Below are 23,038 nucleotides of genomic sequence, written 5' to 3'. Positions count from 1 at the left end.
AGAGCCTTAAACCACTTTGAGGAGCTAGTTACTCGCTCAGAACTTAGATGGTGCAGGAGGCACTGTCAGTGTTTTCTTCGGGCTATCTTTTAACTCTTGCAGTAGCTCTTTCACTGCACGCTCGACAGAAGGATCTTTACCTGCATGAACAAGTTCAGGTCTATCGATCACTTCGATATCAGGGCTGACGCCTTCGTTCTCTATAATCCAATTACCATCGTTATCTAGAATTCGGAAGGTTGCAGCGATAACTTGGCCTCCGTCAACAAGACTAGGATTGCCTGAGATCCCGATAAGACCACCCCAAGTGCGAGTACCAATCAGTTTGCCAAGGCCCGCCTGACGGAAGTAGTAAGGTAAAGCATCACCGCCTGAACTTGAATAACCATTGATAAGCATCGCTTTTGGACCATCGTGTGCAAACGAAGGTGTTTTTGTTGGTTCAACACCACGGCGTTTCCAATAGTTGAGTGGCTTACGAGCAAGCCAAGTGATCATGTGCTCAGGGATAAAGCCGCCGCCGTTGTAACGGTCGTCGATGATCAGCGCATCTTTGCTCGTTTGTGGCATAAAGTTCTTAAATAATGAACGGTTACCATCATAATGAGTATTTGGCAGGTGAACATAGCCAACCTTACCGTTTGATAGTTTATCCACGTAGTCTGCGCGTGATTGAACCCATGCCATGTAACGTAAGCCTTGCTCGCTGGCGACAGGTTTTACCGTGGTTTTCCAGCTATCATCAGCGCTTGGTGATTTACTCAATACCAGCTCAACTTGCTCGCCTTGGGTGTTTTCAAGTAGCTCGTAAAAGTTAACCACGTCTTTTACCGAGCGGCCATTTACCGAGATGATGTAATCACCCGTATTGGCATTCACACCAGTTTCATCGAGTGGTGAACGGTAGTCTTCATGCCAGTTCTCACCTTTGTAGATACGCTCAATTTTTACGTAGCCAGACTGATGAGCGCTTATTTCTGCGCCAAGTAAACCATGCTTTTTGCGTTCTGCTGTTGGGGCATCACCAGATTGTACGTAAATGTGACCTGCGTTGATTTCACCCGCAATTTCGCTAAGTACATAGTCTAAATCACTACGGTGTGCGACAGCGCTGGCAAGTGGTTGATACTTCTCCAAGATAGCATCCCAATCTTGACCATGGTGATGCTCGTCGTAGAACCAGTCGCGTAAGGTGCGCCAGCCTTCTACATACATTTGTTGCCACTCAACTTGCGGGTCGATTTTCAGTTTCATCTTAGATAAATCAAGCTGACTGGTTTTTAAATCTTGCTTTGGCTTTGGTGCAATTACACTGAAGTTGTTACCAGCGCGAGCGATTAGGTGCTTACCACCAGCTGCAACTTTATAGCTGCTTACGCCTTCGGCGACGGTTTCAAGCTTGCTATCTGGTTCCGTGCTGAGGAGCTTCAACGCACCGCCCGTTAAGGTTAGTACGCCACCTTCAACACCTGTAAGCGAACCGTAGTTACCCGCTGGGGCTGAGAGTGATACAACCCGCGACATAAAGCCGCTGGCCTCAATGTAATTTTCTTGTTTGTCACTGTCTTTTTTCGCTTCATCGTCTGATTGAATGCTTAACTCATCACTTTCAAAGGCATTAAGCGGCTTAATCTGACTATTCACCGCAACGCTATAAATGCGTGTGGCATTATTAAACATATAATCAAATTCATAGCTGCTAAAGGTGAGGTTATAGTCACGCTCAGAAGTGAAATAAATGTAGTTTCCGTCAGGTGAAAAAGTCGGGTTACGCTCACTGGTCATGTTGTCAGTCAGTCGAGTGACCTTTTTATCCTTGATATTATAGTGCCAAAGTGAAGCGTAGCGGTTCTCGTTGTTTTTAACAAAAACAATATCTTCACTGTTTGGTGACCAAGTATATTCGGTTAGACCATCTTCGTCGTATTTGGCGGTGTCAATTTTATGCATATCGCCAGATTTCGCATCGACCCACCATAGCGTGTGGTTTTTATCTGCAAAGAGCAGTTTGCTATTATCAGCCGACCAAATTGGCGTAAAGCGCCAGATGGTACCATTGTCGGTTAACTGAATGGTTTTGTTGTTATTTGCTCTATCTTTTAGATAGATTTCATATTCACCTGTTTTATCGCTCATGTAGGCAATATAACGGCCATTCGGTGACCAGCTTGCTTCAATTTCACGGCCCTCTGGCGTGTAAGAGAGGTTACGAGTCGGCCCCTGCTTTACTGGGACTGAGAATAGCTCACCACGGGCAGTAAACAATGCGCGCTTACCATCGTGTGATATATCCATAGAATCAATAAAGTCGCTAACGTTTTTACTATATGGCATGGCATATTGACGCACACCAGCAACATCGATTTTTAGCTTTTTAGTTGTCTTTGTCGCTTCGTCAAAGCGATATAAGTAACCGCCATTTTCGTAGACAATGGCGTCTGGTCCGGCTGATGGCCATAGCACGTCAAAGTCTTTGTGGTCAGTCATTTTAACCGGTGACTTGCCATCTCGATATTTATAAAGGTTGAGCGTGTAGTCACGATCAGACACAAAGTAGATACTGTCATTCACCCAAGTTGGTTGCTGATCGGTTGCTTTGTCGGTTGTGAGTTGTTTAGATGTATTGTTTTCAAGGTTATAAATCCAAACATCCTGTGCTCGACCACCACGAGAGCGCTTCCAGGTTCTAAACTCTCTGTCGATTGGTGTGTAAACATACTTGCTACCATCTGGAGAAAGCATCCCACCGCCGGTTTCCGGAATAGCCAGCGGCTGCTCGAGTCCACCCTCTACCGGTACCATATAAGGGCGACCCATACGTTTGCCCCATGGCGTACGGTTTGCTCTAAAGACGATATGTTTGCCGTCGGGCGTCCAATCCATCACACGGTAATCGAACCCACCACGAGGTGGCATTTGTCCAACATCGTTGTAATAAGTCAGTTGCTTTAATCCTGAACCGTCAGCATTGATCACATAGATTTGACGGCTGCCATTATACTCAGCGGCAAAAGCGATTTTACTGCCATCAGGAGAAAACTTAGGGAAAGTCTCAAAACCAATATGGTCAGTCAGACGTTGGCTTTTACCTGTGTTGGCATTGGCAATATAAATGTCGCCAGCGTACACAAAAGTGACTTTATCTTTGTGAATATCTGGAAAGCGGAGTAGGCGGGTATCTTCGGTTTGATACGCTGAAACAAAAGGCGCGGCTGCCGCAGCAATGGCGAGCACGAGTGTTTTTATCTTCATCATAATATAGGCATTTCCGTTATTATTTTGATACATAATAACGCTTGATAAGCGAAATGCACCCAATTTAGATGAGTAGCTTGTTTCAAAATGTGAAAAAACACCCCAACGCGGAGTGTGGTCGCGAAGAGGTGTTGAGTAGTTGGGGGAGGTACAGATGTACCTCAATCATGTGTTGATTTAGAATTGAGCAACAAAAGTTAGATTGCTTGTTTCACCGCCGTCTGTGTCAACTACACTACCTTTAAGGTAGTAAGTGTCGTTGAAGAAGTATTTAGCTTCTACCGCTAAGTCTGAATCATATGAACCTAGACCAAGCGCAAAGTTGCGAGTGAAGTAGTAGTTTGCAAGCACGTTTGTTACGTTGTCGTCAAAACCATCAGTATCAATGCGGTTGTGCTCTAAGTCGATTGTGAAGTAGCTGTCACCACCAACGTGCATGAAGTAACGTGCACTTAGGTTTAGATAATCAAATTCGTCTTCAGTTTCAACAGTGAAACCGATGTAATCTGTAGAATTTAGTTCGTGATTGTACTCAGCTTTGAACCAAGTAGTATCACCGTTTTCAAACTCTTCTTGGCGAATGCTTAGCTTTAGGTTGTCGTTGTAAAGGTAACCAAAACCGAAAGAGTAATGGTCGTCAGCTTCGCCAAGATCTGCGATGCTAGCAGTTACAAACCATTCTTTAGTGATAAAGCCTTCACCACGAGCTGAGAAAGCATTTGAGAAATCATCGTTAAAGTAACTTACGCCTACGTTGCTGTCCGTATCAAGGTAGCCAAAGTCATCCCATACGCCTACTGATTCTTGAGGTGCGAAGAAATAGCGAGAAGAAAGCATCAGTGCGCGGTTGTCAGAGCCATCATAGTCATAATCTGTGTAACTAGCGGCGTTGAACCACTCTTTTTGTACGTTACCAGTGTTAGCCTGAGCTGCTGCTGAAACAAGTAGTGAAACAGCTGCGATAGATAGTAGTTTTTTCATAGTCATCCCTTTAATTTCCATATATTGAGCTACATCGACTCAACGGCGCGCATGGTAGTATTAGAAATCTGAACGGAAGCTGACAATAATGAAAAAAGTTTGGATATTGGCAAAAAAGCTGAGACTTAATTATGCTTTTTATCTATGAGATAAACATAAAGGAAGAGAACATGACGAATTCATTCCATGGTATATCAATAGGCACTGAGCGCTTTGGAGATGATATTTATCTCACACTTAAGCCTACAGGTAAACTCACTCATGAAGATTATGTTGTTATTACACCAATAATCGAGAGTGCACTTAAAGCAGTAACAGCGCCTAAAATCTATGCATTTCTTGATGCGACTGATTTTGAGGGCTGGGAGCCAAGAGCCATGTGGGATGACTTCCGACTCGCCTTTGAGCATAGCACTGAATTTGCCAAAGTAGCAATATATGGCGGTAAAAACTGGCATCGACTTGCAGCAACAATAGGTAACTGGTTTGTTACTGGTAAAGTGAAGTATTTTGATGATAAAAGAGATGCATTGAATTGGCTTAATGAACGAGGTTGATTTAAGTTGAATTAAATTCATGGTTTATGTGTTGTGACTCGAGACGCTAGTCACGTGTGCAAAAAGTGGATTATTCAACCTATCATCAGTATAGTGAATTTACACCATTGGCTTTTGTCATAACGGCTTAGGAGCTTCAACTGTGAAAAAAATACTGATCACTGGTGCAAACCGCGGTATTGGACTTGCGTTAACTAAAACCTATCTGCAGGCTGGTTGGCACGTGTTAGCAACGTGTCGAGACCCGCTTATTGCTTCAGAGCTCAATTCTCTCGCGCCAACTTTTCCTGAGCTCCAAGTATTTGCTTTAGATGTGACCAATTACGACCAGATGGAAGAATTAAGCGAGAAGCTGGCCCCTGTGGCCATCGATATTGTTATCAACAATGCGGGTATTTATGGGCCGAAAGACTATGCATTTGGTGAAACAGATATAGAAGCGTGGCGAGAAGTGATGGAGGTTAATGTATTTTCCACCATGCGACTCGCAGAGCTATTTTACACCCATCTTTGCAACGGCAATGAAAAGGTTTTTGCAGCCATTTCCTCTAAGGTTGGTAGTCACACCATGAATACCAAAGGCGGCGGCTATATCTATCGCAGTTCGAAGGCTGCATTAAATTCAGTCGTAAAAAGCCTATCAAATGATTTACTGGGTGAAGGGATCCGCACCGTCGCTATTCACCCTGGCTGGGTCCAAACGGAAATGGGTGGCCCTAACGCGTTAATTACTCCAGATGAGTCTGCAAATGGGATCTATTCCGTGTTATCTCATTTTGTGGATGCACAAAGCGGAGGTTTTTACGACTATAGCGGTGATGCTATTCCTTGGTAGTTAAACGATAGCTAATCTTTGCTTACACGATAAATAAAAGGTTCTGGCTACTTGACGAGACAGATGCATTGAGTAGTGCCCACATAGTAGTAAAGGAATGTGCATACAGTGGTAGAAGTTCAAAATTTAGTCTTTACGCGTCGTGATGGTGACGTGAATCGAGCTGTATTAGATAAGCTTAGCCTCAGTATTGCCGCTAAAGAACAGGTCGCGATTGTTGGAGATAGCGGGTCGGGTAAAACTACCCTGATCCATCTGATTGGTGGTTTATTAAGGCCTGATAGCGGCAGCATTATTATTGATGGGCAAAATATTACTCAATTTAATGATACCGAGCTGGCGCTCTACCGTCGTGGTTTGGGGATGATATTTCAGCACTATCAATTGCTTGCACCTTTATCTGTTTACGACAATATCGTTTTTCAAGCACAGCTCAATCAATTGAACCCAAAGCAAAGCGATGTTAAAGCGTTGGCTGAGCGCTTAGGGATTTTGCATAAATTAACAGCCTTGCCTCAGCAATTGTCAGGTGGTGAGCAGCAGCGAGTTGGTATCGCACGTGCCATGATCAACAAGCCTAAGTTATTGCTGGCCGATGAGCCGACGGGCAACTTAGATGCTGCGAAAAGCGAAGAAGTGGTATCACTTCTGCGTGAGCTGTGCGAAGAGCAAGGCGTTAACTTGCTTATGGTTACACACAGCCAACACCTTGCTGACAGCCTCGATAGAAAAGTCACTATTCAAAATAACCGTGCTTATGGCTAAAGTAATGGAACGGCTGAGCGCGTTATCAGAAATTAGGCTGATACTTACTGTTTTTATCCAATTCTACAAAAGGCATCTTTGGTTGTTTTTGCTATTCGTTTTTGGCTTGTCCTTGGGTAGTGCTTTGCTTGGCTCAATTCGAGGACTAAATCAAGAAGCAACAGATCGCTATCAGCAAACCAGCGCACTTATTAACAATCCTATTAGTCACTTTGTTCGGCCAAGCGTAGGCCGCGAGATGTTGACTGCCGATGTATGGACGGCGCTTCGAAACGCAGGAGTCGTATCTGCTGAGCCAGTTTTGGAAGGCGTGCTTACCCTGCCGAGCGGGAATAGGCTTCGCATCAAAGGGGTTAATACTTTGCAATGGTTGTCTGTGCCTAAAGCGCAATCACAGGGAGGCACGTCAGGCAATCAAACCGCACCGTTACAATTTGGATTTAATACAATTTACGTATCTGACACGATGGCTCAACAGTTGTCGCTCAGTAGGCATGAAGTGATCAAGCTTCTTGATACGAATGTACACTTCGTTGTTTTATCGGAACTGACTGGTGATACCGCATTAGCCGATATTGCATTAGTTGACCATTTACTGAATTCAGCGGGTCGAATAAGTTATATAGAGATCTCAAATGCAGTATTGGACGAGACAAAGGTTAGGCAGATTATTGGTGACCAAGCTCAGTTGCAAATTGCACAAGCGCAGTCATTCGACTCGTTGTCGAAGGCATTTTTCTTCAACCTGCAAGCACTTGCATTCCTAGGCTACGTAGTTGGCGCTTTTTTAAGTTTTAACGCCATAAAGCTTTGTCTGCACGCAAGAAAAACACTACATCAGCAACTCACACTACTCGGATGTATTCAAGCAAATGTAGTCGCAGCGGTAGTCATTGAAGTGCTCGTCTTAAGTTTGATTGCTGCACTGGTGGGCGCAGGTGTGGCTTTCTTGGGGGCGAACTTATTGGTGAGTGAGATCTCTATGGCGTTAGAGAGCTTATTCGCGTTAGATAGGCGTTTACCGGTTAATTTCAGTTGGTTAGTCGTGCTGCAAGCATTTGTGTTAAACCTTTTGGTACTTGCCAGTGTGGCCTATTGCCAAGTAAAGCCTCCTACTTTTTATAAATCTTGGCAGAGTAAAATAGTGAGTGGAAGTCTACTGGCTGTGGCCGCTGGGTATTTTTATCTTGGTAGCGAAGCGCCATTTCATGCGCTTGGGTTGTGCGTTTGCCTACTGTTGCTCTTTTTTATGATAACACCAGTGGTACTACGAGCCGCGTTTAAAGGTATTCCAACTCAGCATCCATTAGTAAAATGGATGAAAGCAGACAGTGGCGAGCAGATCAGAGTGCTTGCAATCAGTGTTTATGCCGTATTGCTTGCGGTTGGCACTTCCGTAGGGTTGCAAATTATGGTGAGCAGTTTTAGTTCAGCTTTGCAGATCCATTTAGATGGCCGCCTTAGCGCAAACCTATATGTGAGGCCTAGCGAAGTCTCTGATGTGCAATATCAATGGCTTTTAAGCCAACAGGATATCGACAAGGTCGGTGTATTTTGGCGTGCAGAGATAAGTTATGGTCTGAGCTCACATCAACAAGCTACTCAATCAGCGAGTTTGATTAGCTTCGGTCGCTCTGGCGAACATCACTACAATCTTAGGCTACTTTCGGGAGCCGCACCTAATAACGAGGTGCTTTATTATGATGCGAATAAGAATGTGAGTGGGTGCCTTGCCAACGAGGCAAGCAAATTATTGTATGGCGTGAAGTTGGGTCGGCGTATTCGGTTGCAGCAAGGCAAAAAGCATATTAACTGTGAGATAACGGGTTTTTATTACGATTATGGCGAGCAGCGTGCGGTGTTCGTCGCCGTTAGTGACGCAATTGAAAACGCTGGGCTTAACTATGAAGCATATGGTTTTTCAATTGTTTTGAAGCCAGATATTGATACCGCTTTATTTAAGCAAAAGGTCATGCAGCGATTTCATTTAAACGACTCTCAAGTGGTTCAAAATCAGCGTTTTAAACAATACGCTACGCGTTTGTTTGAACATACGTTTTATGCAACACACGCGTTAAATTTAATGATAGTTGCTATCGCGCTATTTGGGCTGTGGGTATCATTACTGACACTTGGCGCTAAGCAAATTCAACCTTTGGCCATCTTAAAAACATTAGGCGTTACCACTTGGCAAGCGTTTGCCATTAAATTAGCGCAGAGCGCTGTTATTCTGCTTGTGAGTTTAGTGCTGGCGACGATACTTGGTGGGATGCTCGGGTGGATCTTGCTTAAATTTGTGATGCCAATTGGCTTCGGTTGGACGATCCCTTTTCTATTACCTTATCTTGAGATCGCAGTCTTTATCACCCTAATTTTTGGTTTAGCTTTGCTAGTTAGTGTACTACCTCTACTCAAACTGAGTCGTTACGATACTGCGGATCTGTTGTATGAAGACTAATTATCTTATCATTTTATTACTGTTAATCGTGGGTGTCGGCTGCACACCAGAATCATCAGAAGCACCAGCTTCAAACCGTGACTTTTTCAACCTTCAGTTGGGCGATCCGGTCTCTCCCTCATATCAGTTAAGTTTTCCACTTGATCACGGCAGTCATCCGGACCAAGGCATTGAATGGTGGTATGTTACTGCAAACTTAAAAAGTGACTCAGGACAAGAGTTTGGTGTTCAATGGACGTTATTTAGAACCTCAGTTGTCAGTGGTCAATATGCCAGTCCATGGTGGGATGGTGAGTTATATTTTGCGCATTTTGCAATTCAAGATAATACAAGGCACCAAGCCTTCGAACGTTATGGCAGAGCCGGACAAGTAAAAATTCAAGCAGACCCATTTATCACGCAATTGGATAATTGGTATTTGCGCAGTGAGACGGAAACATTTTTTCCGTTAACGCTTCATGCTGAGGACGAAAACAGCCGTGTTAGTTTAACACTTAACACAAGCCCAATGGTGCTACATGGGAAGAATGGCTACAGTGAAAAAACGTCCGACGGCCATGCCTCCATATACTACAGCTTTCCTTTTTTAAGCGTCTTGGGTGAGCTTACTTTTCAAGGTGCAACACATCAAGTCAGCGGTGACGCGTGGCTCGATAGAGAATGGTCTTCCTCGTTTATCAGTAAATCACAACGCGGCTGGGACTGGTTTAGCATTCGGAGTCAAGACAGATCGAATGGTGCACTAATGGTATTTTGTATTCGTGATAGCCAACAAGTCTACAAAGATTGCCGAGGCACTGAAATTACAGCTGAGGGTAGAGCGACAAAAATAGCGCATAAGGATATTCAATTAAGTGTTTTGGAGCAGGTTTCGTTAGATGGAGTAAGCTATCCATTTAAATGGCAATTACGACTAAAGCGCAATCCTGTTATTCTGATAGAAAGTATCAATCGTGATGCGAGAAATCAGCTGACGATCCCGTATTGGGAAGGAAGAGTAAAAGTGTCCGGCGGCTATACCGGTGAAGGGTACGCTGAGCTAGTCGGATACGAATAGCCCACATTGGCTATATCGATTAACTTGTACCTATATTGTCGTTAAATTTCCTAGTGAGATAGTACTAGCGCACAATAAACATGAATTTATCCTGAAATCTTGTTTTGACAGCGCTTTTTTCTGTCAAACTCAGTCCTAGAAAGCTAGACTCTAAGAATATCTTACTATCTGTGTTGCTATGTTAAATACGTTTTTTGTAACCGATCCCGCACCAGAGTTGCTACTCAACGGAACTTATGATGCTACGCTTGTGGCGTTATCTGTGCTTGTGGCTGTTATTGCCTCATTTTTTACGCTTATCCAGATCGACTTTGCTGAGCAAAACCAAAATAGCCGTATAAATCGACTCGCAAAATTTGGCGGTGCTGTTGCCATGGCAGGTGGTATTTGGAGTATGCACTTTATTGGCATGCTGGCGTTCTCACTCTGTGTAGAAGTGGATTACGATCCTTGGCTTACTGCAGTGTCTATCTTCCCCGCTTTCTTAGGCTGTTGGGTTTCGTTTGATTTGATAACTCGACCAAATGTCACACTTTCAGTTAAGGGGCTCGCCGCTGTCATTTTGGGAGCCGGAATTGGCACCATGCACTATAGCGGTATGGAAGCCATGCAGCTTGGCCCTATGTTGGGTTATGACCCTACACTTTTTGGCTTATCAATTATCGTTGCGGTGTCACTCGCTTTCATCGCTATTCAAACGAGAAGTAAGCTGCGCGATTATGTCAGCGACAACAATATCAGTATTGTGAGGTGTTTAGGTGCTTTGGCGCTTGGGGCATCGGTGTCGGGAATGCATTACACGGGCATGCAGGCGGCAAAATTTGTATCTGATTCACCAATAATTAGCCAAGAAATGCAAGATCAGCACACACAGTCACTCGCATTGTTTATTGCAGCTGTCAGTATGATCATTAGTGCTTTATCTGCGCTTATTCATACCGCGAGCAAGTACCGTTCGGTGGCTGCAGACAAAGCCGCTAATGAATCTAGGCTTGCGGCGATCCTAGAAACGGCCGTTGACGGGATCATAACTATCAATGGTGACGGTATCATTAAGAGCTGTAACCCGTTAGTTGAACGAATTTTAGGATGGTCTGAGGGAGAAACGCTTGGTCGCAATGTTGCGGTGTTTTTACCTAAAGAAGCGCAAACGAAAGTATCATTCAACAGCGCTTACCTTGAGCAATTTAAAGGGGTTGGTCGTGACATCAAGGCACTACACAAGCATGGGCATTTAGTGCCTATCCGATTGGGGATAGGAGAGGTTGAACTAAAAGACCAAAGCGCGTTTTATGTGGGTTTTATCACTGATCTAACAGCCCAAAAGCAAATGGAAAAAGCGCTGATTGAGCAGGAAACGCGTTATCGGACACTATTAAATAACATGCCTGGCGTGGCGTTTCGCTGCCGGATAGATAACGAATGGACAATGTCGTTTGTAAGTCCCATTGTTGAGCAGCTTACAGGCTATCGAGCAGAAGAGTTTATTTCTGGGCAAGTTCATTTTGCTAGCTTGATTATTGAAGACGACAAAAGCTTAACGCACGATGTGGTTGAACAAGCACTGCAATGCGGCAAAGCGAGTTACTCGCAGGAATATCGAATATTACACAAGTCTGGCCATACCAAGTGGGTGCTGGATAAAGGTTCATTTGAATACGATCAAGCGGGTAAAGTTGAGGGCATTGCGGGCGTATTACTTGATATTAGCGAGCGCAAGAACATGGAGGACGAACTACGTGCCGCGAAAAGCATTGCTGAAAGCGCAGCGGCTTCCAAGCAAGCGTTTTTGGCGAACATGAGTCATGAAATTCGCACGCCGATGAACGCCATTTTAGGATTTAGTGAAGTACTGAGAGAGTCTGAGCTGAAGCCTGATCAAAGTAAGCATGTAAATACGATACTTACCAGTGCAAAGGCGCTGCTGCATTTACTTAATGATATTTTAGACTCTGCTAAGCTGGACCAAGGCAAGCTCGACTTGATTGAAAATGATTTCTGTATTTCTGAGCTACTCGACAACGTGGTATCGACGTTTTGGTATCAAGCAAAGAAAAAGGGCTTAAAACTAGAGCTCACGATGAGTCACAGTTTGCATCAAACTTATCATGGTGCTTCAGACCGCTTACGGCAGGTATTGGTAAATTTATTGGGCAATGCCATTAAGTTTACTGCACAGGGCAGTGTAGAGCTTAGAGTTGAGTCATCCCATGACGATTATGTACTGTTTAAAATTGCAGACACTGGTATAGGGATTGCCAACGATAGACTAGATTCTATTTTTAACCCCTTTGAGCAGGCCGATGAGAGCATGAGTCGCCGCTTTGGTGGCACAGGTCTTGGGACGACCATTAGCCGCCAGCTAGTCGAGTTAATGGGTGGAAAAATATGGGCTCATAGTGAGCTTGGAAAAGGGTCTACTTTCTACTTTACTGTGCCTCTTAAGAAAATCGCGGCATTCACAAGAGCGCAAGATGTTCATGTCGAACTTCCCCCATTAAATATCTTGGTTGCCGATGATATTCAACAAAATACCGAATTGTTGAGCTTATTACTTGAAAAGCAAGGTCATAGTATAGAGGTCGCAGGAGATGGGCTTGAGGCCATCGAAAAAGCAAAAGCGCAACAATACCATCTTATTCTAATGGATATTCATATGCCGGGTTGTGACGGACTTGAGGCGACGCGTGCTATCAAAGCATATGAACGAGAAAATAGGCAACAAGAGACACCGGTAATTGCACTGACCGCGAGTGTGTTGGGCGAGGACAGAGCCGCTGCAAAAGCTGCTGGTATGGCTGCATTTGCGTCAAAACCAGTGGTGATAGAAGATTTAACTCGCACTATTGCTGAGACGCTCAATATCAATATCGCTCATACGGCGATTGGAGTAAGGCAAACCAGCAACAAACAGCTTATAAATAGAGCTAGAGCAATAAACCTGTGGGGCAGTGAGGCTCGGTTTTTAAAAGAACTGGCGCGTTTTTGGGAAGGTAAAAGAGAAGAAGTGATAGCGCTCTTTGCGCACGAAGGTCAGTTTACGAATGATGTGCTACAGAGCATTCATACCATCAAAGGCGTTGCCGGAAACCTGGCTTTGGAGACGCTATTTGCTCTGCTAGAGCAAATAGAGCGTAAAAAGGAAATTGACGAGCGCTTGAGAGCCAAAATGGCGCTCATTATTGAAAAACTAGACGACGTGGTTGGTCTGAGTGATGAAGAAGTCGTGACCAACGCGTTGAGTGAGGGCGACGTTTTTTTGTTTAAGCAAAACTTGCCACAAGTAAAAGAGATGATAGATGAGGCGCAAGTCGAGGATGATGTGCTTGACGCATTGTTAGAGAGTGCGCCCCTTACTTACCGAAGCCAGGTAGAGGCGTTGAAACATGCATTGGATGATTTTGAATTTGAACGTGCGGAGGAAATTCTCGCACAATTAATGAGTACTGATGTGTAATGATAAATGACCACAAGCCTCTGATCCTAGCTGTTGACGATGAAGCGACAAATTTGCAAATTCTAAAGCAAACGCTGGGTAATCAATATCGTATGAAGTTTGCAAAGTCAGGAAAGTTGGCGCTGGAGCTAGTAGATAAAGAACTACCTAACTTAATTTTACTCGATGTTATGATGCCAGAAATGACAGGTTTTGAAGTCTGCTCCAAATTAAAAGAAGACCCTACCACGGCGAGGATCCCGGTGATTTTTGTGACCGCCTTGAGTGAAGAGTTTGACGAAGCTCGAGGCTTTGAGTTAGGTGGTGTTGATTACATCACAAAGCCTATCAGCCCTGCTATAACTAGAGCGCGAGTGAAGACGCACTTGTCTTTAGTTAGTGCTACTGAGCTTAAAAGTGCATACGTTGAATTGATGCAGCGGCTCGGTCAGGCAGCGGAATACAAAGACAATGAAACAGGCCAACATATTGCAAGAATGAGCCGCTACTGCTTTGTGCTTGCTAAAGCTTGTGGTTTACCGGAAGCGTATGCGGAAGATTTGATGCTCGCCGCCCCGATGCATGATATTGGTAAGGTTGGTATTGCCGACAGCATTTTGCTGAAACCCGGACGTTTAGATGCCGAAGAGTATGAGGTGATGAAACAACACGCTGAGCTGGGTGCAAATATACTCGCGGACTCTGATTCAAAACTCGTCAAGCTTGCATATTTAATGGCAATGGAGCACCACGAAAAATTTGATGGAAGCGGCTATCCAAAAGGATTAAAGGGGGAAGAAATCTCACTTGAAGGGAGGATCTGTGCGCTTGCGGACGTGTTTGATGCACTTACTTCAAAGCGCCCATACAAAGAGGCTTGGCCTATTGAAAAGGCATTAGCCTTCATTCATTCTGAAAGTGGTAAGCACTTTGACCCAAAATTAGTTGAATTACTCGATGAAAACCTACCAGAAATCCTAAAGATTAAAGCGCAGTATGACTGAGGGGAGTTGATCTTCGCTGGCTAATTTAAGATTAATGCTTGTGAGCGTAGAGAGAGGGAGTAGTAAGGCATTTTTAAGTTGCTCATATTGTAAAGCATTTGCTATACGAATAATTTGTATCTATATTGGGTTCTAACCATGGAACTATCAACAAGGATACGATTGTGAATTCAGTTTCAATTATGGCAATAAGTCTTACCGCCATGTTAGCGTCACTACCTAGCATCGCCAGCTCAACAAATTTTATGGAGCTTGGATTTGGTCGGTTAGCGTTCGATAACGTCAGTGAGATTGAGCCTAAAGGCTTTGTCATTACAGCAAATATAGAGTTCGGTGGGCTTTACCTAGAAGGTTCTTCTGCTCTGATGGCTGATGACGTCGCGGTTACCGGAGTAGTTTATGGTGCAGAAGAAGACGTATTAACTACATTAGATTTCGATGTTGACTCTAGAGCTTATACCCTATTGGCCGGTAAACAGTTCGATTTGAATGATAATAGCCTTATTGATATTTATGGCGGTTATTCTAGGCATAGATTGGAAGTAGCTTATTCAGGCTTAGTCAATACGACGTACTATGATGGTTACACCAATAAAGAGCTTATATTATTTCTTGACCAAGGGGAAAATGAGTCAAGTGATCATTATCATTTAGAAGCTGCTTATGACTATACACATGTAGACCTTAATTTTAGGGTAGGTGTTGGCTTTGAGCGGATCCAGGATGATGTAAGTGAGAATAATTTAGTGTATCTGGCAGAGGTTGGATATCGTTTTACCAATAATATTTCCGCAAACGTGAGCTATAGAAATGCTGAGGTCTACAATACCCTCAGTCTGAATTTGAGGTATAGCTTCTGACTACAATGCCCTTGTCATGCCGTTAATCTTGTTGTGAACGGCATAACATCCACTTCCAAAGCGCCTAGCTAATTTTCTTCCTCTTGGTTTACGACACTGAGTTGAACTCGAGCAAGTTAACGGTTTGATTAATAGTAACAAACTTTGTTACAAAGTCATTTTGTATTTATTTTGGGTTCTAGTTGTATTTATATGTAATTTCAGTAGTATGCGCCACGGATTAAATACGAGAATGATGGAGTGGATCGTGAATTCAATTTTAAAGCAAGTGGCATTAGTATCTGCATTATTTGCATCAACAGCTAGCCTAGCAAACTCAACAGACTTCGTTGAACTAGGTTATGGAAAAATCACGCTTGATGGCGTTGATGAATTCAAGCCTACGGGTATCGCAGTTACGGTAAACAAGGCATTTGACGGCTTTTATCTTCAAGGTACTTATGCTGCATTAAGTGATGACTTTAAAGGTACTTCAATCGAAAGCGATTATTACGCAAATATAGAAACAACGGTTAAAGTTGAGACAGATTTAAACTATCTTACTCTTTTAGTTGGTCATCAGTTTGATGTAACAGATGCTGGCTTTGTCGATGTATATGGTGGTTATTCTAGATACAAATTAGAATTGGATTACTCAGGCATCGCAGATATTGCTTATAACGATGGCTACAGTTATCAAGAAAGCTTCTCTGATAAAGAGAGTGACACGAGCGATCATTACCATATTGAAGCTGCCTACGAGCATTCATTCGGAGCTCTGAATGCACGCGTTGGCCTTGGTCTAGAACGTATTCAAGAAGATGAAAGCGAAACTAACTTTGTATACTTAGCCAAGCTGAGTTACCAATTTACCGACAGCATCTCGGCTAATATTAGCTACAGAAATGCAGACGAATACGATAACTTTGGTGTAAACCTAAGATATAGTTTCTGATATCAGGGTCACTAGGGTCGACAGGCCCTAGATAAGATGCGGTTTCTTTCAGTAGAAATCGTATCTAAAACAAAATGCATGTTCTAATCCAAACTTTCGCCATTATACCTGTTAACACCAAGCTATTATTTCTCTGACATTCGTGTTCATCTCTGCGAATTTACCTATCAAATTAAGCTTTTTGCATCGCACCCAACATGTAATACCAATTAGTTAGCTCATTCCTTATCCAAACCTCAGGTTAAATAAATTAATATTAAAAGCGTTTTTATTCTAGAAACACTTAAACGTGCAACAAAACCTTGTTATGCTCCGACCTTTACTATGTAGATAGATAAGGAGATGATCATGAATTCTACAGTTAAGTTAGCTGCTTGCCTTTCAGTAGCTTTGGTAAGCTCAGGTTGCTTCGCACAATCAAAAGATTACGTTGAGATAGGTTATGGGAAAATCTCAATTAAAGAGCTGAGTGAAATAAAGCCAACAGGGGTGGCGCTGAGCGCAAAAAAATCCTTCGACCAATTTTATCTACAAGGTACCTATATAATATCGAGTGATAAAAACAGTCAGCAAAATGATATCGCTAGTGGCGTTGGCGCTCGAATAATCGAAACAAAAGTTGATACAGACTGGAAACAATTTACTTTACTAGTGGGTCATGAATTTCAACTATCAGAGCGATCATCGCTGGATTTATATGGTGGTTATTCTCGGCTCAAGTTGCAAATGGATGCAACAGCGGAAGTGGAATATATTATCAACGGCGAATACCGTTATAGAAATGAAATTGACGTATCAGCTAACAACGATGCCGATCTTTATCATCTTGAATTGGCTTATGTGCTCTCGGTAGACTCATTCGATGCGAAGGCCGGTATTGGGTTTGAACGCATCAATGGTGAGGAAGGAGAAAGTAGTTTTGTATACCTTGCTGAGATTGGCTACCATTTTACTGATCATATTTCTGCAAATCTAAACTATAGAAATGCTGATGTGTACAACAACGTTGGTTTTAATCTGCGCTATAGCTTTTAGTCGTTGAAAAAGGTGCGTGATAGGTGCACCTTCTTAATTTGCTAAGCGAATTTATCCATCAACTGAGCATATTGGTAATACGCGAGTTGACCTACTCTTCGTAATCGTGGCATTGGAAACTTGGGTAGTGGCTTCGTATAGATGGGTAAATTAGGGACTTTAAGACCCATTAATTTTTCAGCAAGTCGAATACTTGCCTGTGCACTAAACGCCACACCTGAGCCGCAATACCCAAGTACGTATCCGGTGTTATTTTCACTGTAGATATGGGGAAGATCATCAAGCGTGGCGGCGATATAACCACTCCAAAAATAATCTACTCTAGCATTGAGGTTAGGAAAGCAGTCGTTAAGTGCAGAGCGCAAGTTGTATTGATATTTTGCATTGTCCTGATCATGGCCAAACACCGCGCCTCGCCCACCAAACAAAATACGGTTGTCAGGAAGACGACGATAGTAGTATTTAAGCCGTCTGGTATCCATGACGACTTGCTCTGTGATTAAGCCATTGGCTGCGAGTTGCTCGTCGCTGAGTGGTTCAGTCACGATAATACTACTTAAAATAGGCAAGTAACGCCCTTGAGTTAACGGTGAAAACTGTCGCTGAGCATAGGCATTCGCTGCGATCACTACCTTATTTACTGAGACTTTGTGGCCGTTCACTTCGAGCTGGTGGTTGCCATTTTGGTTCTGGTGGCGGGTGACCAGACTGTTTTCATAAAGTTGCACACCAGCTTGCTGAGCTAATGCCTTGTAACCTAGTAACAGTTTCAACGGGTGAACACCAAACGCGTTGTCAAATCGCAATGCGCCAAACCCTTGCTGGTTGTGCATATAGGTTTCGGTCAGTTGTTGCCGAGACAGTAATTGATGGCTCTTGCTACCCATGGTTGCAGTGAGAAATTCGGACTGCGCTTTTAGTAGCGAAAATGCTTGCTGATTGTGTGCAACTTTCAAATACCCAGATGCTTGCACGTTGCAATCAATGTGATTGGCGTCGATATGTTCACGGACTAAAGCAACGGCGTTGTTATACTCTTGATATATGGATTTACTGACATCCAAACCATATTTTTTGGCCAGTTGCGCATAACCAAGCCGTCCCGTACTTGGTAGCACAAATCCCGCATTTCTCGCGCTCGCGCCAAAGCCTACTTGATTGGCTTCAAATAGGGCAACGCTTTGATGATGAGTGGTAGCTAAATGGTAGGCGGTAAGTAAGCCCGTAAAGCCGCCACCGATCACTGCGATATCTACTTGTAGTGGTTTATCTAGCGAAGGGTTGGGGGTACCTAAAGGGCAGGTTGCAGCCCAGTAGCTATTGGCAAAAGCTTGGCCTTGGCAATGTGGCTGAGTGAGAGGATCAAACCCTGACATCTTAAAACTCCAATACCATTTCTGCTGCTTGGCAGTGACATTCTGTACCACAAATAGTACAAACATAGCCGTGATAGATACAATCATCTAGCCACTTATCATCATGGACTTTGATCAGTTTGCCACCGGCTTTGGTGAAGTATTTAACGGCACCGTTACCTGGGCTTTGTTTCCAAAGATGAGCAACGCCAGCTCTTGCGCCTTGTTGTTTTAGTGCTGTTATTGCGTGTTTTAGTAATTGAGGCCCAATACCTTGGCCCTGTGCGTTCGGTGACACCGCGATACATTTAAAATAGGCCATGTCATTTTGATCGACAGGCCACAAAGACGGTGAACTCCACTTATCTATAGGCCATTGTCCGGCACCATATGATGTTCTAAAACCGAGTAGCTCATCGTCATTGCTTAAGGCAACAAAGGAAGCATTTATACCGTCTTTACAGCCTTTTTGGCGCATTTGTTCAATGCCTGCGTTATCAAGATAATTATCACCATGAACGAGATTGCCAAGTGCGATAACACGCTCGAAATGTTCTGGTTGTAAAGGAATAATTTTCATAGGCTCTCTGTTGTTGTTATTTACTGTGAGGCATTTTGACTAGGGCCTGTTTATCTTTCAAGTTTGTTTTTGCAGCAGTTTGATTGGTATTTATACAAGGCAGAGCCTGCGTAGCATAGTCATTCTATGTGAGTCAGGCGAGAACATAGTAGAAATGCCAATCAAGCGCTGCCCTTTGTTCATTGTTGCTCAACTTTTTCCTAGATCACTAGGCGGCAAGTCGAGCGTCGCGACCAAAACACACTCAGAAGAACAAAAATCAAACCGCAAAGGTCAACAGGCCCTAGCATACCACGTTGGATTATGTACCAAAAACGCTAGGGTTCATCGATTTTTGTGAACGTTATTATATGTGTTGTAAGAATAAAAAGTGAACAAAATTTGACAGCGATGTCATTTTGTTAATAATTGTTGAATTGGTGGGTTCCACTATTAACAACAACATGTAAAGGAAAAGTATGAACAGTCTAAAATTAGCGACCGCAGTTTCGCTTGCCATAACTGCAAGTCAAGTGATGGCCATGAGTCCGCAACCCGATCCACAAAACCCCAATGGTTATATTGTTTCTCGAATAGAATTGGATAATGCCCGGAGCGCGAAGACCAATAACCCTATGTATGCGATTTGGTCTAAAGCACTGGAAACAAGAGATAATGCCGTTGTAGAGGCCATTGCGCCGGGGCTTGCCAGTAATCCAGATAATGTAAAAAGAGCTGAGCGAGTATTTGGTCAAACTCAGTGGCAATTTCTGACGCAAATGGCGGCGCCTGAATACACCTATACGCGCTTTTTGCGTGCTATTGGTAAGTTTCCCGCATTTTGTGGCGACTATACAGATGGCCGAGACGCCGACGCAATCTGTAAACGCTCAATCGTGACTGCATTTGCGCATTTTGCCCAAGAAACGGGGGGGCATATTGCCAAAGACAACACTTCTGATAACCCTCTCGGGTTAGAAGAGTGGCAACAAGCATTGGTTCATGTGCGTGAAATGGGTTGGTCAGAAGGGCAAGCAGGCTATACCACGGGGTGTGGACAAAATGACTGGCAGAATCGCCGCTGGCCATGCGGGACAGGACAAGGATATTTTGGCCGAGGCGCTAAGCAGCTTTCATATCACTTCAACTATGGCGCATTTAGTGAAGTTATGTTTAATGGTGATGCAACGGTGCTTTTAAACAACCCAGGTTTAGTAGCAGACTCTTGGCTAAATTTAGCGTCTGCAATTTGGTTTTTCTTAACGCCGCAAGCGCCAAAACCTGCAATGTTACACGTTATTGATAGAACTTGGACGCCATCATTGCGTGAAAGTGAGGCGGGGATTGGTTATGGCTTTGGTACCACGATTAATATTATCAATGGTGGTATTGAATGCGGCGCGCAAAATAAAGACAAAGGTCAGCCCGTTAACCGCATTCGTTATTGGGAAGGACTCTCGCATTATTACAACATCACCATTGAAGCTGATGAAGAAAATACCTGTTGGCAGCAAACACCATACGGCAGCTTAAACCTCGACGGCGCGACTGATGTCCTTTACACCAACTGGGAAGGTGATTGGGCTTATTATGCAGACCGCCCTGGAGGTTATTCATTTGAGTGTAAACTCGTGGGGTATCAAACAGCTTATTCATCGCTGGTTCCGGGAGATTACGAGAAATGCGTGACAAACTTTTATCAATCACACGCAAGCTGGCCTGAAGTTCGTGTCGTTGATGACTTACCAACCAACCCGACTGAACCGCCTGTTGACGGTGTGCCCGCTTGGGATGCCGACAAGGTTTACTTAAAAGGTGATAGAGCGAGCTACAATGGTGTGATCTACGAAGCCAAATGGTGGACCAAAGGAAATATCCCAACTGCCGATGGCTCGGGTCCTTGGTTGGCTGTTAACTAAATAGTGTTGGCGGGTTTCCCGCCTCTACTCTTAATAGATTTATTTTTTCCTAAAACACGCCTTGTATTACTTTTAGTTCTATTGATTTTTTCAAAACAGCCCACCTTACTACAATTGTCATCTTATTTTATTGTTATTTATTTAAGGTTTTTAAACGCTTGTTTATCATTTTTGTGATGTTTTTTGGTTTATTTTTATTTTTCTAATATTTCAAAAAGCTGCTTGTTGTGTTCTTTGTTTTATTTTGCTTTTCGATGATTTTGGGTGGTTTTTTTTAAGTTTCTGAAATTATTGCTAATTTTGGTTTTTTTGTTTTGTTTTTTTGAATTTTTCATCTGATGTTTGCTTTGTTGTTTTTTTGTTTTTTATGTGTAAATTTATTGCCGCTAAAATGTGTTTTTATGTATATCTGTAGTTTAAGTTGTAGTTTGCATTACTTTTTAGTCGGTATAAATCGGAATTTACTTTGATTTTTAAAATAAAAAGGAAAAATCATGAAAAAAAGGAAAATAACTCCCTTGTTATTGAGCCTTATGCTTGGGTCTACAGTTCAAGCAGCTGAGTTTTACAGTAACTCGTCGGGATCACAGGCGATTAAAGACAGCTATATTATTGTGTACAACACACCGGCTGCTCTAATTAATGCGGATATCACCACTAAAGCGGCATTTACGGAATCGTTAACGACGAAGTTAAGCGCTGAGTTTGGCTTAGATGTTGAGTATCAATATGATAACTTAGGCGGTGTTGCTGTTAAAGCAAGCTCCGAGCAGTTATTGAAGCTGCTTTCTCATCCAGATATTAAGTTCATTGAGCAAAATGCGACTTTTACCATTGATCCAGAGTTCTCTGATTTCCACGCGTTACAAAATAACCCTACATGGGGCTTGGACCGCATCGATCAAAGAGATCGTCCATTGGATAAGAAATATGTAGGTGCGAACAACGGTCAAGGTGTCACTGCTTACATAATCGATACTGGGGTGTTAAACAGCCATAATGATTTCGGTGGCCGTGCAAGAAATGGATATGATTTCGTTGATAACGACGCTGTTTCTCAGGATTGTAATGGTCACGGTACACACGTTGCAGGTACAATCGGTGGTTCGCAATATGGGGTTGCCAAAGCTGTAGATTTAGTTGGTGTGCGAGTTCTTAACTGTAGTGGTTCGGGATCGTATGCTGGCGTAATCGCAGGGATCGACTGGGTAGCGGGTAATGCTTCTGGACCATCTGTTGCAAATATGAGTTTGGGAGGCGGCAAATCTCAAGCTGTTAATAACGCAGTAGCAAATGCGGTGAATCGTGGCATTACTTTTGTAGTGGCTGCGGGCAATGACCGAGGTGATGCTTGTTCTAAATCACCAGCAAGCGAGCCTTCTGCAATCACTGTTGCCTCTTCAGATATCAATGACGCAAGATCTGGTTTTTCTAACTACGGGAAGTGTGTCGACGTATTCGCGCCTGGATCTTCAATCACGTCAGCATGGATTGGTTCTAATAGTGCAACGAAAACGATTAGCGGTACATCAATGGCATCACCTCACGTTGCTGGTGTAGCTGCACTACATTTGTCTAAATCACCAAACCTAAATCCAGCTCAGGTGACTGCGGCAATTAGTAACAATGCCTCTCAAAACAAAATTTCGGATGTGGTTGGTTCGCCAAACAAATTGGTTTATGCAAAATTTGAAGACCAACCTGGAGATGGCTTAGTTGAAATAGTCAGTGGTAACAAAGGCCAGTCTAAAGTATTCCCTTTCAATGTTGCTTCAGGCACGACCAAATTGGTAGTTAGTTTATCCGGTGGAACTGGTGATGCTGATCTTTATATCAAGCATGGTCAAGAACCTTATCCTATCGATAACGACTGCGCTTCAGAAAATCCAGATACTTCAAACGAGTCATGTGTCATCACTAACCCTGCGAGTGGCACTTGGTACTTATCAGCCTATGGGTATAGTGCTTTTAATAATGTCACCCTTAAAGCTGAAGCTGTGAAATAAACTTCAATTTACATTAATTACA

17 protein-coding genes are annotated in these 23,038 nt (G+C 43.3%); 13 read left to right on the top strand and 4 right to left on the bottom strand.

The window, feature by feature from the left end:
- Positions 1-36: 36 nt before the first annotated feature.
- Together A587_RS0111310 and A587_RS0111305 are read right to left on the bottom strand one after the other, a co-directional pair.
- Positions 37-3,288, bottom strand: coding sequence for a S41 family peptidase (locus A587_RS0111310; RefSeq protein WP_017217681.1), 3,252 nt, complete (start codon positions 3,286-3,288; stop codon positions 37-39).
- 144 nt (positions 3,289-3,432) lie between these two features.
- Entirely contained in the window at positions 3,433-4,236 is an 804-nt protein-coding gene (locus A587_RS0111305; RefSeq protein WP_017217680.1) for a putative porin, read from the bottom strand.
- Between the two features lie 170 nt (positions 4,237-4,406).
- Here A587_RS0111305 and A587_RS0111300 point away from each other — a divergent pair, with 170 nt between their 5' ends.
- The 10 genes from A587_RS0111300 (at position 4,407) to A587_RS25265 (ending at position 17,177) form a co-directional block, all read left to right on the top strand.
- Positions 4,407-4,793: an STAS/SEC14 domain-containing protein gene (locus tag A587_RS0111300; RefSeq protein ID WP_017217679.1), complete on the top strand. Its 387-nt coding sequence runs from the start codon at positions 4,407-4,409 to the stop codon at positions 4,791-4,793.
- Between the two features lie 142 nt (positions 4,794-4,935).
- Positions 4,936-5,628: an SDR family oxidoreductase gene (locus A587_RS0111295; RefSeq protein ID WP_017217678.1), complete on the top strand. Its 693-nt coding sequence runs from the start codon at positions 4,936-4,938 to the stop codon at positions 5,626-5,628.
- A gap of 108 nt (positions 5,629-5,736) precedes the next feature.
- On the top strand, positions 5,737-6,393 hold the full coding sequence (locus tag A587_RS0111290; protein WP_017217677.1) for an ABC transporter ATP-binding protein: 657 nt from the start codon (positions 5,737-5,739) through the stop codon (positions 6,391-6,393).
- Positions 6,394-6,397: 4 nt separating this feature from the next.
- Complete coding sequence (locus A587_RS0111285) at positions 6,398-8,851, top strand: ABC transporter permease (RefSeq protein WP_232288053.1); 2,454 nt, start codon at positions 6,398-6,400, stop codon at positions 8,849-8,851.
- On the top strand, positions 8,841-9,908 hold the full coding sequence (locus A587_RS0111280) for a lipocalin-like domain-containing protein (protein ID WP_017217675.1): 1,068 nt from the start codon (positions 8,841-8,843) through the stop codon (positions 9,906-9,908). Before A587_RS0111285 ends, A587_RS0111280 begins: the two co-directional genes overlap by 11 nt.
- A 178-nt stretch (positions 9,909-10,086) precedes the next feature.
- Complete coding sequence (locus A587_RS0111275) at positions 10,087-13,365, top strand: MHYT domain-containing protein (RefSeq protein ID WP_017217674.1); 3,279 nt, start codon at positions 10,087-10,089, stop codon at positions 13,363-13,365.
- Complete coding sequence (locus tag A587_RS0111270; protein WP_017217673.1) at positions 13,365-14,348, top strand: HD domain-containing phosphohydrolase; 984 nt, start codon at positions 13,365-13,367, stop codon at positions 14,346-14,348. The genes A587_RS0111275 and A587_RS0111270 overlap by 1 nt, the downstream gene beginning before the upstream one ends.
- Before the next feature lie 164 nt (positions 14,349-14,512).
- The gene (locus A587_RS0111265) at positions 14,513-15,208 is read left to right on the top strand and encodes a hypothetical protein (protein ID WP_026000971.1); all 696 of its coding nucleotides are present in this window, start codon (positions 14,513-14,515) and stop codon (positions 15,206-15,208) included.
- A gap of 247 nt (positions 15,209-15,455) precedes the next feature.
- Positions 15,456-16,142: a hypothetical protein gene (locus tag A587_RS0111260; RefSeq protein WP_017217671.1), complete on the top strand. Its 687-nt coding sequence runs from the start codon at positions 15,456-15,458 to the stop codon at positions 16,140-16,142.
- Positions 16,143-16,490: 348 nt separating this feature from the next.
- A complete protein-coding gene (locus tag A587_RS25265; protein ID WP_017217670.1) occupies positions 16,491-17,177 on the top strand; it encodes a hypothetical protein in 687 nt (228 codons plus the stop codon).
- Between the two features lie 41 nt (positions 17,178-17,218).
- Here A587_RS25265 and A587_RS0111250 read toward each other — a convergent pair whose 3' ends face one another.
- Positions 17,219-18,553 carry an NAD(P)/FAD-dependent oxidoreductase gene (locus A587_RS0111250; RefSeq protein WP_017217669.1) on the bottom strand — a complete coding sequence of 445 codons (1,335 nt, stop codon included), beginning with the start codon at positions 18,551-18,553 and terminating at the stop codon, positions 17,219-17,221.
- A gap of 1 nt (position 18,554) precedes the next feature.
- Entirely contained in the window at positions 18,555-19,112 is a 558-nt protein-coding gene (locus tag A587_RS0111245) for a GNAT family N-acetyltransferase (RefSeq protein WP_017217668.1), read from the bottom strand.
- A 154-nt stretch (positions 19,113-19,266) separates the two neighbouring features.
- On the opposite strand from A587_RS0111245, the gene A587_RS25420 reads away from it, so the two are divergent.
- The 3 genes from A587_RS25420 to A587_RS0111230 all read left to right on the top strand — a co-directional run bounded on the left by A587_RS25420 (position 19,267) and on the right by A587_RS0111230 (position 23,016).
- Entirely contained in the window at positions 19,267-19,452 is a 186-nt protein-coding gene (locus A587_RS25420; protein ID WP_083838447.1) for a hypothetical protein, read from the top strand.
- A gap of 118 nt (positions 19,453-19,570) precedes the next feature.
- Positions 19,571-21,010, top strand: a complete 1,440-nt coding sequence (locus A587_RS24000; RefSeq protein ID WP_017217667.1) for a chitinase — start codon at positions 19,571-19,573, stop codon at positions 21,008-21,010.
- A 494-nt stretch (positions 21,011-21,504) separates the two neighbouring features.
- Positions 21,505-23,016: a S8 family peptidase gene (locus tag A587_RS0111230; RefSeq protein ID WP_017217665.1), complete on the top strand. Its 1,512-nt coding sequence runs from the start codon at positions 21,505-21,507 to the stop codon at positions 23,014-23,016.
- Positions 23,017-23,038: the final 22 nt, after the last annotated feature.

Source organism: Pseudoalteromonas sp. NJ631, assembly GCF_000276645.1.
Lineage (GTDB): Bacteria > Pseudomonadota > Gammaproteobacteria > Enterobacterales > Alteromonadaceae > Pseudoalteromonas > Pseudoalteromonas piscicida.
Note: the sequence above shows the minus strand (reverse complement) of the source record. Positions and strands in the feature narration are given on the sequence as shown.

What these genes read in the sequence shown, in the direction of transcription:
- A587_RS0111310 (WP_017217681.1), bottom strand. Translation starts at nt 3,288, where the DNA reads ATGTATCAAAATAATAACGGAAATGCCTATATTATGATGAAGATAAAA.
- A587_RS0111305 (WP_017217680.1), bottom strand. Translation starts at nt 4,236, where the DNA reads ATGAAAAAACTACTATCTATCGCAGCTGTTTCACTACTTGTTTCAGCA.
- A587_RS0111300 (WP_017217679.1), top strand. Translation starts at nt 4,407, where the DNA reads ATGACGAATTCATTCCATGGTATATCAATAGGCACTGAGCGCTTTGGA.
- A587_RS0111285 (WP_232288053.1), top strand. Translation starts at nt 6,398, where the DNA reads ATGGAACGGCTGAGCGCGTTATCAGAAATTAGGCTGATACTTACTGTT.
- A587_RS0111280 (WP_017217675.1), top strand. Translation starts at nt 8,841, where the DNA reads ATGAAGACTAATTATCTTATCATTTTATTACTGTTAATCGTGGGTGTC.
- A587_RS0111275 (WP_017217674.1), top strand. Translation starts at nt 10,087, where the DNA reads ATGTTAAATACGTTTTTTGTAACCGATCCCGCACCAGAGTTGCTACTC.
- A587_RS0111270 (WP_017217673.1), top strand. Translation starts at nt 13,365, where the DNA reads ATGATAAATGACCACAAGCCTCTGATCCTAGCTGTTGACGATGAAGCG.
- A587_RS25265 (WP_017217670.1), top strand. Translation starts at nt 16,491, where the DNA reads ATGAATTCTACAGTTAAGTTAGCTGCTTGCCTTTCAGTAGCTTTGGTA.
- A587_RS0111250 (WP_017217669.1), bottom strand. Translation starts at nt 18,553, where the DNA reads ATGTCAGGGTTTGATCCTCTCACTCAGCCACATTGCCAAGGCCAAGCT.
- A587_RS0111245 (WP_017217668.1), bottom strand. Translation starts at nt 19,112, where the DNA reads ATGAAAATTATTCCTTTACAACCAGAACATTTCGAGCGTGTTATCGCA.
- A587_RS25420 (WP_083838447.1), top strand. Translation starts at nt 19,267, where the DNA reads ATGCCAATCAAGCGCTGCCCTTTGTTCATTGTTGCTCAACTTTTTCCT.
- A587_RS24000 (WP_017217667.1), top strand. Translation starts at nt 19,571, where the DNA reads ATGAACAGTCTAAAATTAGCGACCGCAGTTTCGCTTGCCATAACTGCA.
- A587_RS0111230 (WP_017217665.1), top strand. Translation starts at nt 21,505, where the DNA reads ATGAAAAAAAGGAAAATAACTCCCTTGTTATTGAGCCTTATGCTTGGG.